The organism is Aquabacterium sp., from assembly GCF_021768455.1.
In the GTDB taxonomy this organism is placed as follows: Bacteria; Pseudomonadota; Gammaproteobacteria; order Burkholderiales; family Burkholderiaceae_C; genus Aquabacterium.
The window spans coordinates 1-11,543 of sequence record NZ_JAIZVX010000141.1 but is presented as its reverse complement, the minus strand read 5'-3'; the positions used below and the strand labels follow the sequence as shown (position 1 = coordinate 11,543).

Annotated in this window: 7 protein-coding genes; 3 read left to right on the top strand and 4 right to left on the bottom strand. The window is 68.9% G+C overall.

The annotated features are described in order from the left end of the window. The first annotated feature begins 2 nt into the window (after positions 1-2). Positions 3-1,280: a DUF3422 family protein gene (locus QZ994_RS15885; protein WP_290873783.1), complete on the top strand. Its 1,278-nt coding sequence runs from the start codon at positions 3-5 to the stop codon at positions 1,278-1,280. 13 nt (positions 1,281-1,293) lie between these two features. Here the strand turns inward: QZ994_RS15885 and QZ994_RS15880 are convergent, their stop codons facing one another. From QZ994_RS15880 to QZ994_RS15870, 3 genes are read right to left on the bottom strand one after another with little or no spacing between them, the layout of a single operon-like run. Next, positions 1,294-5,610: a translocation/assembly module TamB domain-containing protein gene (locus QZ994_RS15880; protein ID WP_290873780.1), complete on the bottom strand. Its 4,317-nt coding sequence runs from the start codon at positions 5,608-5,610 to the stop codon at positions 1,294-1,296. Positions 5,611-5,645: 35 nt separating this feature from the next. Further along, on the bottom strand, positions 5,646-7,646 hold the full coding sequence (locus QZ994_RS15875; protein ID WP_290873777.1) for an autotransporter assembly complex family protein: 2,001 nt from the start codon (positions 7,644-7,646) through the stop codon (positions 5,646-5,648). A 53-nt stretch (positions 7,647-7,699) separates the two neighbouring features. After that, positions 7,700-8,869, bottom strand: coding sequence for a VWA domain-containing protein (locus tag QZ994_RS15870; RefSeq protein ID WP_290873774.1), 1,170 nt, complete (start codon positions 8,867-8,869; stop codon positions 7,700-7,702). Between the two features lie 121 nt (positions 8,870-8,990). Between QZ994_RS15870 and QZ994_RS15865 the strand changes: the two genes are divergently transcribed. Beyond that, entirely contained in the window at positions 8,991-10,172 is a 1,182-nt protein-coding gene (locus QZ994_RS15865; protein ID WP_290873771.1) for a GGDEF domain-containing protein, read from the top strand. Between the two features lie 7 nt (positions 10,173-10,179). Here QZ994_RS15865 and QZ994_RS15860 read toward each other — a convergent pair whose 3' ends face one another. Then, complete coding sequence (locus QZ994_RS15860) at positions 10,180-11,034, bottom strand: MoxR family ATPase (RefSeq protein WP_290873768.1); 855 nt, start codon at positions 11,032-11,034, stop codon at positions 10,180-10,182. A gap of 102 nt (positions 11,035-11,136) precedes the next feature. On the opposite strand from QZ994_RS15860, the gene QZ994_RS15855 reads away from it, so the two are divergent. Then, positions 11,137-11,543 (top strand): cytochrome c (locus QZ994_RS15855; protein WP_367172332.1); only part of this gene is annotated, 407 nt, incomplete at its 3' end.

Below are 11,543 nucleotides of genomic sequence, written 5' to 3'. Positions count from 1 at the left end.
GATTGCGCGAGGTGCTGCACAACGAGGTCCATGCGCGGCCCACGCCCCGCATCCGCCTTCCTGCACTCGTGATTTACGTGGCCGTGCTCAACGATGGCGTGAGCCGGGAACAGGAATGGGCCCACCTGCGTGAACTGCCCGACCAGGGCGGCCTGACGCTGGACGAGTTGCAAGGCTCCTTCCTGCGCCTGCGCTTTGCCGGCCACGCGCTCAAGTGGGAACGCCACACCGAGTTCACCCGCTACTCGCTGGTGCAACACCTGCCCGAAGACGCGATCACGGGCGGCAGCGAGGCCGATCTGCTTCGGCAACTGGTGATCGATCCCGACTGGCTGCGCCGCATCCCGGGCCGCACGGTGGCCGCCGTGCAGATGGCCATGGTGCATGGCGACATCGGCGATGGACAGGCCATCAAGGCAATGGGCCGCCACTGGTTCGATGGCAAGCCGGTGCTGGCCTCGATGCTGGGCCGTGGGCACTCCTGCGCCGTGACCGATTTCGGCCTGCGCGACAGCGGCTTCGAGCGCATGTTCGTGGTGGCCCCCGAGGGCACCAGTGAAACCCGGGTGGGTCGCATCTCGCAGCGCCTGCTGGAGCTGGAAACCTACCGCATCATGGCCCTGCGTGGCCTGCCTGTGGCCAAGGCCCTGGGGCCCATGCTGACCGCAGCCGAGGCCGAACTGGCCGACATCACGGCCCGCATGGACGGCACCGACGTGTCCGACCAGGCCCTGCTCGAGACCCTGATCAAGCTGGCCGCCAAGGTCGAGCGCGCCACCGCCGAGCACATGTACCGCTTCTCCGCCACGCAGGCCTACCATGGCCTGGTCCTGCAGCGGATCAACGAGTTGCGCGAGGCCGCCATCCCCGGCACGCAAACGCTGGGCGAGTTCATGCAGCGCCGGCTCTCGCCGGCCATCGCGACGGTGGCGGCAACGGCCCAACGTCTGGGTTCGCTCTCGCAGCGCATCGAACGCACCAGCGCCCTGCTTCGCACGCGGGTCGACATCGTCACCGAAGCGCAGAACCAGCAGCTGCTGGCCCAGCTCACGCGCGGCCAGGACCTGCAGCTCAACCTGCAGACCACGGTGGAGGGCCTGTCGATCGCGGCCATCTCGTACTACGTGATCAGCCTGGTGCTCTACCTGGGCAAGGCCGCCAAGGCGGCAGGCGCCCACATCAACCCCGAGCTGCTGGCCGGCGCGTTGATCCCGGTGGTGCTGCTGTGCATCTGGTGGGGCACGCGCCAGATCCACAAGAAGATCCACGGCGGGCACTGAACCCCTGCCCGGCTCAGTCCCAGCGCCAGGAGCGGATGAGGTCGAGGGCGTTGTCCTGCCCGGCCTGGGCACGCAGCGTGAGCCGCTGGCCCAGGCGGTAGATGAGCTGCCAGCTGCCACTGGTGGCGTTGAGGTTGCGCTCGTAGCCCACGTACCAGAAGCGCGAGATCTGTTTGCCCACGTTGACCACGGTCTCGCGCACCGTGCTGCTGTCGTTCTGGCGCACCGAGAGTTCGTCCAGACCCAGCATGCCGATGAGGTTATCGCTGGGCGAGGCCTTCTCGCCCGAGAGCAGCGCCACGGCAGCAGTCTGCAGCAGGCCGATGTCGGCGCCACCCAGGCCGGTGGGTGCACGGCCCAGCACCAGCCACGAGAGCTTTTCGGTCTCGGTCAGCGTGGGATCGGAGTAGAGGCTGATGCGCGGGTCCAGCGCCGTGCCGGTGATGGCCACGCCCACCTTCACGTCGCTGGACGACACCACCGAGGACGAGGTGACCGACATCGGACGCATGGCCAGGATGTCGAGGCGCGGGTTCTCGATGGGCCCGGTGAAGGTGACCGTGCCGCGCTCGATCAGCAGCTTCTGCCCATAGGCTGCAAACGTGCCTTTTTCGGTCTTGACCACGCCCGCGAGGGTCGGTCGGTTGTTGGGCGTGGTGAAACGCAGGGCGCCGGTGAGCAGGGTGTCGATGCCACGGCCACGCAGGCGCAGCTTCTGGCCCAGGTCCACCGCCACATTGGCCGCCAGCTTGCGCGCCGAAGCGCCGCCCGCACTGGCCTGGTCATCGGCATGGGGCGACTGGCCAGGGCCGTTGAGCACGTTGACGTCGTCGCCGATGGTGGGGGCATCCGAGCGGCTGATGTCGATCAGGCCCTCGTCGACACCGACCTTGCCCTCCAGGGCGATGTCCTGCTGGGCCAGCCGGGCAAGCAGCTGCGCGCTGACCACCATCCGGCGGTCCACCCGCTGCAGGAGCGCAAAACGATCGGCCTGCAGGCGCAGTTCGGCACGGGGCTGTTCGGCCAGCTCGGCCTCGCCCTCCACCTTGAGCACACCGCCCCGCTGCCCATCGCGCGCCTCGAAGCGTGTGAGTCGGGCGCGTGCACCCTCGAGGTCGAGCTGCAGTTGGCCGTCGCTGAGGTTCACGCCCAACAGGGCCTGGCCCAGGCCCAGGTTCTGCCCCTTCACCTGCCCGCGGTATTGCGGTGTGCCCAGGGTGCCGCCCAGGGTGGCCTGGGCCTGCAGCTGGCCGCTGAGGCGCCAGCCTGCGGGCACCCACACGCCCCAGGGGCGCAGGTTGCCGATCTGGACGTCCATCGAACCCGTGAGGGCATCGCCCGCAGCGGGCAGGCGCTCGGGCGCGCTGGCCTGCACGACCTGGCGACCTTGCAGCACCCCCAGCAGCCGGCCCTCAAAGTGCTCACTCAGCGTCCAGACCCCGTTGCGGGCCTGCAGGGCGACACGGGCTTCGCGCACCCCCAGGCGCTGCTGGCTGTTGCCCTCGATGGTGGGCTCGGACAGGGAGATGTCGCCCGACTGCCGCGCAAACTGCGCGTCGACCACCCAGGGGCGCCCCGGGCTGTGGGCCAGCTTGAGCTGCCCCCCCACGGTCAGGTCACCGCCCCAGCCGCCTTGTGGCCGCCAACGGGCCAGCCACTGCGGGAGGTTCAGCGGGAGGAGGTCCGCCTGCAGGCTGAACTCTCCCCGCTCGGCCTGGCTGGCGGTGCTGCCTTCGGGCAGCTCGGGCCACACCGCCTGCAGCCCCTGGAGCTGCCAGTCGGTGCCCATCACGTTCGCGCGCACAGGGCTGACCTGGGCGGTGAGCCCGCGCTGGCGAGCGCCGGTCAGCCGCAGGCCGAGGTCAAAGGGCTGGACCTGGAGCCAGGTGGCGTTGCCCGAATGAAGGTGCAGCGCGCGCACTTGCCCCTGCCAGCCTTTGCCCTCGCTCAGGCCGGCGCCGTGGGTGTTGAACTGCAGGTGCACACCCTGGCTGGCGAGGGCGACCGGATCACCGCCAGCGGCCGAACCGGCGGTGCCCGGAGCTTGCGCCGGGCGCAAGGCCAGGTCGACCGAGACCTCGCTGTCGTGGGAACGACCGGTGCCGCTGAGAACCAGGCTGGCCTGCTTCAGCTGCGCACGGCCCAGACTGCCTCCCTGCAGGCGCAGGCGGATGCTGGCCGGCTGGTCGAGCGAACGGGTGTCCAGCTGCCAGCTGCCCTGGGCCTCGTCCAGGCTCAAGGCTTCGGGCGCGCCGCCTGCCGCCCCCCCCAGAGGGGTCCAGGTGAAACGCCGCACGGCCAACTGCCCCTCCGTGTCGAAACCGGGCCACTGCCCCTGTGCACGCCCTTCGGCCTGCACCTCGCCCGCAAGGCGACTCGCCCCCAGCCATGGGGCCAAAGCCTGCAGGCGCGACAGGTCTGGGGCCTGCACCTGCCATTGCCAGCGTTGGCCGCGGGTGTCGGGGGACCACAAAGGCGCCGAAGGCTGGCGGGGCTGGGGCCAGCTGCCCTGGGCCTGAACCCGGTTGCCTGCCGCATCGGCATCCACCTTGAGAGAGGCCTGGGCCGTACCAGGCAAGGCCAGCCAGTCGGCCTGGGCACGCAGGGGCAATCCGGCCAGCAGGCTGTCGGCCACGCGCAGGCTGACCTGCCCGCGCCCGAGGGAGTCAAGGGCGAAGCGGGCCTCGCCAGCCAGGCTGGTCTGCCCGGCCGCGGCCTCAGGCCAGGGCAACCAGACACGCGGATCGAAAGCCTTGACCAGCAGACGACCACGGGCGTCCCAGGGCGCCTGACCCGCTGGGCGTTGCCAGCGCAGCAGGGCCTCGCTGAGTTCGGCGGTCTGCGGCCCGGAGGCCAGGAGGAGGCGGTCGAGCTGCAGGGCACCGGCATCGACCAGGCCCTGAAGGGTGAGGCGCACCGGGCGAGCAGGCCAGGGGGCGGGTTTGCTGGCACCTGGCGCAGGCCTGCGCGAGGCCACGCCTGCCACCGTATGGGCCGAGCTCAACTCACCGGCGATGTCTGCCGTGAGCCGGGCCTGCAGTGTGGCGGCGTCAGGCCTTGGGGGCTGCGCCGCAGACGGGCCACCGGCCAGCCCGGCACCTTGCACAGGCTGCAGGCCCAGGCTGCCCTGCAGGCGCAGGGGCGGCGCACGGCCATCGAGCGCCTGCAGCACCAGGCCTTGCAGGGACAGCTTCAGGGTCTGTGATGGTGCCGGGGTGGCCCCTGGCCCAGGCGCGGCGGCCACGGTGGCGCCCAGGGCCCAGCCCCCATGCAGGCCCAAGCGGGCCGCGGGCTGGCCAGCCAGGGAAGGCAGTTCGGCGTCCAGCGCGGCCTCGCCGGACTGGAGCAAGGCCGACACCGATCCCGCCTGCAAGGCCTGGGCGATCCGCAGCGAACCCTTGAGGGTCTGCAGCGGCAGCCCGCCCCGGTCCCAGGCGGTGGGCTGGGTGTTGCGCAGGTCGATGTCGGCGACCAGGTCAGACTCGCCCGCCGGGCTGAGCGTGAGCCGCCCATCGAGCCGGGTGCGGGGCAATCCGGGCCAGAGCGCACCCAGGTCCATGCCGGCGGCCTGGGCGCCCAGCCGAGGCAAGGGCCAGGGCGCGAAGGGCCGCAGTTCGCCGGACAGGCTCAGCGACTGCGCAGGCTCCTGGGCCAGGGCACGCCAGCGCCCTTCCCCCGCCAGGGCCAGCGAGGCCAGGGGCCCATTCAGCCGGAGTTCGGCCTGGGCTTCGGGGGAGGCCTGGCTCAGCTTGACGCGCGCCTGCACCGACATCGGCGCGGCAGCATCCACCGCAAGGTCGCCCTGCGCCGCCCAGCTTGACCAGGCCAGGTGACGCAGTTTCAGGCGATGCGTCCCGATCGCACCCAGGTCGACCTGGGCGTCCAGCGCCTTGAAGGGCGCATCGCCCCACAGTGGACTGTGGGCCTCGCCCAGTTGCACCCGGCCGATGTGCAAGGACACCGGCAGGATCAGGTCCGCCGGGGGCACGGTCGGGCTGGGCACCGGATCGGGCACCCAGTTCAGGTCCATGCGCCGCGCCTGCAGGTCCGTGGCCCGCAGGCCCAGGTGCCAAGGTGCGGCATCGTCCCAGGCCAGGGCCAGCCCTCGCCATTGGAGGTCCAGCAGCACCACGCCGCCGCCGCGGGGCAGGCCCAGCGTCAGGCTGCGGGCCTGGAAATCACCCAACAAGGCGCCACGGGGTTCGATCACGGTCAGACCAGGCACCCAGCCCAGCAGGCGCGCGGTGGCCGCTTCGTTGTGCGCCAGGGCCCACAAGGCCGCAGGGGCCAGAACCGCCAGCGCGAGCAGGCACAGCAACAGGGCGCGCAACGCCCGCCCGCATGACGCCAGCCAGCCCCAAGCGCTCACAAGCTGATCCCCACGCTGAAGTGCATGCGCCACTGTCGCACGTCGTTGCCATAGGCCGCGTCCAGCTTGAGTGGCCCCACCGGGCTGCGCCAGCGCAGACCAAGGCCCATGCCCACCTTGGCCTGCAGGGCGCCGAAACGCGAGGCGGCATCCCCGGCGTCCACAAACAGCGCGCCTTGCAGATTCGGCTGGCTGGCCCACAAGGCATGGGCCAGCTCGATGCTGCTGGTGAACAGGGCCCGTCCGCCCACGGTCACGCCGTCCGTGGTCACACCCAGCGAGCGGTAGGCATAGCCCCGAACGGATTCATCCCCGCCCGCGCGGAACAGCAGGCTGTCGGGCACGCTCACGGCATCGGGCGCAAACACCTGGCCCAGCTCCCCGCGCACGGTGGCATACCAGCGCCAGGGCAAGGGCGCGTAAGCCGTCACGCGGGCGTAGGCGCGGCCAAACAGCCCGGTCTCGTCCAGGGCCGAATAACTGCGACCCGCGGTGAGCTGGCCCATGCTGGTGCTGCCGCGTGTGGGCAGCACCTGGTTGTCGACATCGCGGAAGATCCACTGCGAGGTGGCGCTGTAGGCGGAAGCGTCCGAGACCACCACCTTGTCGGCCGAGCGCACCTTGTCACGCTGGAACTCGATGTAATCGGTCCGCTCCAGGCGCTCGCCCTCTTTCAATTGGCCCACCCGCAGGCGTTGGCTGGTGGTCACGGCCTTGTCGTCGTCCACCACGTAGTTGACCTGGGTCGACAGCAGCCCGCGCTTGCGCCCCGCCCAGGGATGGGAGGTGAAATCCAGCTTCAGGTTCGAGAGCTCTCGGCCCAGCTGCATCGTGGCCTTGGCCTGCCAGTCGAGCCCCCAGAGGTTGCGATGCAGGTAGTCGCCCGAGATGCGCGGCCCCGTGTCACTGCTCATGCCCACACCGGCCGTAGCGGCCTGCATGGCCTGCTCCCGCACCTGAACCAGCACGGGCGTGGCCGCAGCCTGCGTGGGGTCGAGGTCGGTCGTGACGAAGATGCTCTCGAACAGGTTGAGCTTCTGGATGCGCTCCTGCCAGTCCAGCAGCAGCTTTTCCTTGTAGGGATCGCCTTTCTTGAATGGTGCCAGGTTGGTGATGGCGGACGCGGGCTGGCGCTTCAGGCCTTCCACATGGATGTCGCCAAACGCGAAGGCGGGGCCGGTATCGGCCACCAGGTAGATGCGCGCCGTGCGGGCTTCGGCATCGACCGTGACCGAGGTACCACTCCAGCTGGCCGCGGGATAACCGTCGGCACGCAGACGCGCCAGGGCGGTATTCTTGGCGTCGGACCACTCGCTTTGGCGGAACACCTGCCCCTCCCCCAGCCCCCATGAGGCCGACAGGGCCTCGACCAGGGCACGCGCCTGGGCGTCGTCGGCAGAGAGGCGGGCGTCCAGCTCGCCTTCGAACACGAACTGCACCCGGCTGACCAGGGTCTGCTCCCCCGGCTCGACGCTGAGCGTCACCACCACCGGCTCGCCCGGGCGCTCGTCGCTCACGCGGGCGCGGATCACGGCCGAAAAATAACCCTCGGCCTCGATCAGGGCGCGGGCCTGCTCGGGGGCCGACACCACCAGCCGGCGCAGTTCGCTGCGGCTGATGCCCTGCGTCACGGGGCCCGCAGGCGGTTCGGGCTCGGCCTCAACCCCACCGGGGCGGCTCAGGCCTGCCGCCGACGACAGTGCCGACAGCGCCGACAAGGCCGACTCTCCCAGCCCCCCCGAGCCGGACGGCTGCGCTGCGGCCTCGGCCGCTTCAGCCTGAAAACGGGCCAGGTCAAGGTAGCCGCGCAGCAAGCGGGCCAAGGCCTCGGGGGCCTCGATGTCCAGGCGCCAGGCCACGGGCATGTTGTCGCGAGCCAGCTCGGTGGCCTGGTCGCGGGCCTCGGTGTCGACCTCCGCGCCCGCTGGCACCTGCGCAACAGACTCCTGCGCACAAGCACCCTGCCCCACCAGGCAGGCGATCCCGGCCAGGCTCATGGTCTGCATCCACCGGCGAGCACGCCCGCGGGCCCCCTGCCCGCCAGGGCGCCTCATTTGCTCAGCAAGCGCATCGCGCCTTCCAGGCCCTGAAGGCTCAGCGGGAACATGCGCCCACCCACCAGCTGCTGGATCAGCGCAATGCTCTGGCGGTAGCCCCAGATGCCCTGCGGCTCGGGATTGATCCAGACGTGGTGCGGAAAGGCGTGCACCAGGCGACCGATCCACTCGGCGCCCGGCTCCTCGTTGTTGTACTCGGTGCTGCCACCGGGCTGCAGGATCTCGTAGGGGCTCATGGTCGCGTCGCCCACGAAGATGAGCTTGTAGTCCTTGTTGTACTTGCGCAGGATGTCCCAGGTCGGGATCTTCTCGCTGTAGCGGCGCTGGTTGTGCTGCCACATGAAGTCGTAGACACAGTTGTGGAAGTAGTAGAACTCGAGGTGCTTGAACTCGCTCTTGGCGGCCGAGAACATCTCTTCCACCTTGTGCACATGGTCGTCCATCGTGCCACCGACGTCCATCAGCAAGAGCACCTTCACGTTGTTGTGGCGCTCGGGCACCATCTTGATGTCCAGCAGGCCGGCGTTGGCGGCCGTCGCCTGGATGGTGTGGTCGAGGTCCAGCTCCTCGGCCGCGCCCTGGCGCGCAAACTTGCGCAGGCGCCGCAGCGCCACCTTGATGTTGCGCGTGTCCAGCTCGATGGTGTCGTCGTAATCCTTGAACTCGCGCTGGTCCCACACCTTCACGGCACTGCGCTTGCGGGACCTGTCCTGCCCGATGCGGATGCCGGCGGGGTTGTCGCCATAAGCACCAAACGGCGAGGTGCCCCCCGTGCCGATCCACTTGTTGCCCCCCTCGTGGCGCTCCTTCTGCTCGTCCATCAACTGCTTCAGGCGCTCCATCAGCTGATCCCAGCCCATGGCCTCGATCTTCGCGCGCTCTTGCGGGCTCAGGTCACGCTCCAGGTGCTTGCGCAACCATTCCAGGGGAATCTCTTTGCCCAAGTCAAGCGCACTCACCCCATTGAAATACGACCCGAAAGCGCGGTCAAATTTGTCAAAGTGGGCCTCGTTCTTGACGAGGGTCATTCGGGCCAGGTGGTAGAACTCGTCCACCGATGGCCCGATCACCTCCTGTTTGATGGCCTCGAGCAGGCTCAGGTACTCCGGGATCGTCACCGGCAGTCGGGCTGAGCGCAAGGCGTAGAAGAAGTTGATGAGCATATGGCGTCCTGCGAATCTGGCTGTATTTTGACCCCGGTTGCAGACCCGCGTGTGCCAGCCCCCCCTCTGCACAAGGTTCTTTGCGCGTCCCGCTTTGTGGCCCTCTCCGTTTGAGGACGCCATGGACGCCCGCCACCTGCTGATCGTCTTCACCCTGGTGACCCACAGCCTGACCACCTCGATGTGGTGGGCCGCCGGTTCGTGGATGGGCTTGTCACGCCACGCGGCCAAGCACTGGATGCTTTCCAGCCTGTGCTACGGCCTGGGCCTCCTGCTGACGCTGACCGTCGAGTGGCAGCGCAGCGCCGCCCCCTGGCTGCTGGCCGGTGTGCTGATGGTGCTGGGGGCCGCCTCCCTGCGCCGCGGCATGCAGGCCTTCCTGAAGCTGCGCCGCACCGATGCAGAGCTGACCGCGGTCGCCCTCAGCTGCATCGTGGGCTGCCTGGGCGTCTTCCTGCCACTGGGCTGGGGTGTGCCGGGCATGACGCTGTGCTGCCTCGCCATGTGCTGGCTGCTGGGCCGCACCGCCCAGGAATGCTACCGGCCGCTCAGGCAGGAGTTCATGCCCGGCACGGCCATCGCCCACACGGTGCTGATGCTCACGGGGCTGGCGGTGTTTGCCGGCACCGCCCTCACCCTGGCCTGGCCGCAAGGCGCCTGGCCCTGGCTGCTTGGCTCGCCCACCCAACTGCACCACATGCTGATGCTGGGCAGCCTGACCATGTCGATCCTGTCGAGCTTCGTGCTGGGCTATGTCGTGGTGATGCGCCTGGTGCGGCGACTGGAGCACCTCTCCCACCACGACGGCCTGACGGGCCTGCTCAACCGCCGGGCCATCGAAGCCCACCTCGACCGCGAGGTGCAACGCATGCAGCGCTTCGACGAGCCCTTCTCCGTTCTGCTGCTCGACATCGACCACTTCAAGCGCATCAACGACCGCCTTGGCCATGCCGCTGGCGACGCCGTGCTGGCCAGCGTGGCCCAGACCCTGCAGGCCCAGGCCCGGGAGGTCGACCGCGTGGCGCGATACGGAGGGGAAGAGTTCTGCGTGGTCCTGCCGCACACCCTGCACGAGGGCGCCCTGCAGGCGGCAGAGCGCCTGCGCCAGGCCGTGAGCGAAGTCAGGATCCCCTGGGGCGACGACACGGTGTCGGTCACCATCAGCACCGGCCTCGTCTGCGTGGACGCCCCGGCCGAAACCCTCTCGATGCTGCTGCGCCGGGCCGACGAGGCCCTCTACGAAGCCAAGGCCGCCGGGCGCAACCAGGTGGTCAGTGCCCCACCCTTCCGGCAGGTGGCCTGAAGGGCGCTCAGCGGTTCTGGCGCGCCATCTGCACCAGGCGCTCGAACAGGCTCAGGTCCTGCTCGTTTTTCAGCAAGGCGCCCACCAGAGGCGGCACGCTGACCTTGTCGTCCTTGCTCTGCAGGGCCTCGGCCGGGATGTCTTCGGCCACCAGCAGTTTGAGCCAGTCGATCAGCTCGGAGGTGCTGGGCTTTTTCTTCAGGCCTGGCAGGTTGCGCACCTCGTAGAAATGGCGCATGGCCGCGGCCAGCAGGTCCTTCTTGATGTGCGGGAAGTGCACATCGACGATCTGCTGCATCGTGGTCGCATCCGGGAAGCGGATGTAGTGGAAGAAGCAGCGGCGCAGGAAGGCGTCCGGCAGGTCCTTCTCGTTGTTCGAGGTGATGATGACCAGCGGACGGTGACGGGCCTTGACCAACTCGCGTGTCTCGTAGACGTAGAACTCCATGCGGTCGAGTTCGCGCAGCAGGTCGTTGGGGAACTCGATGTCGGCCTTGTCGATCTCGTCGATCAACAGGGCCACGGGCTGGTCGGCCTCGAAGGCCTGCCACAACACACCCTTGACGATGTAGTTGCGGATGTCGCGCACCTTCTGGGCGCTTTCCTCGTCGGCCAGCTGGCTGTCACGCAGGCGGCTGACGGCGTCGTATTCGTAGAGACCCTGCTGAGCCTTGGTGGTCGACTTGATGTGCCACTGCAGCAGGGGCAGGCCCAGCGCTTCCGAGACCTGTTCGGCCAGCATCGTCTTGCCCGTGCCTGGCTCGCCCTTGACCAGCAGCGGACGCTGCAGTTTCAACGCCGCGTTGACCGCGAGCTTCAGGTCATCGGTGGCCACGTACTGGTCAGTGCCTTGGAATTTCATGCGCCATCTCAAGCGGGTTGTTACTGTGTCGGAGTATAGGGCGGGCCCTTATATTGGGCCGTACCGTGTTTGTCCTGCCAGTTCACCTTTTCTGCCAGCACCATGAAAACACTGCCCTCGCTTCCTTTCTCTGGCGTTTCCACCTCTTGCCCGCACGCGCCATGGGTCGTGCGGGGCTGGGCCCCCAGGCTCACGGCCACGCTGGCCTGGCTGGCCGGGAACGTGGCTTTCGCTGCCAACAGCCCGAACATCGAGGCCAAGGTCGCGATGTGCATTGGCTGCCATGGCATACCGGGCTACCAGGCCAGCTTCCCCGAGGTCCACAAGGTCCCGATGATTTCGGGGCAGAACGCGCGCTACATCGCGGCGGCGCTCACGGCGTATCAAAAAGGGGAGCGCAAACACCCCACCATGAAAGGCGTGGCCGCGCCCCTGAGCGAACAGGACATCAACGAGATCGCGGCCTATTACGAAGCCAGCGGCAAGGACCTGCCGCCCCGCCCCGCCCC

Bases quoted from the DNA above. Each gene is read 5' to 3' on its own strand.
- QZ994_RS15875 (WP_290873777.1), bottom strand. From the start codon at position 7,646: ATGAGCCTGGCCGGGATCGCCTGCCTGGTGGGGCAGGGTGCTTGTGCG.
- QZ994_RS15870 (WP_290873774.1), bottom strand. From the start codon at position 8,869: ATGCTCATCAACTTCTTCTACGCCTTGCGCTCAGCCCGACTGCCGGTG.
- QZ994_RS15865 (WP_290873771.1), top strand. From the start codon at position 8,991: ATGGACGCCCGCCACCTGCTGATCGTCTTCACCCTGGTGACCCACAGC.
- QZ994_RS15860 (WP_290873768.1), bottom strand. From the start codon at position 11,034: ATGAAATTCCAAGGCACTGACCAGTACGTGGCCACCGATGACCTGAAG.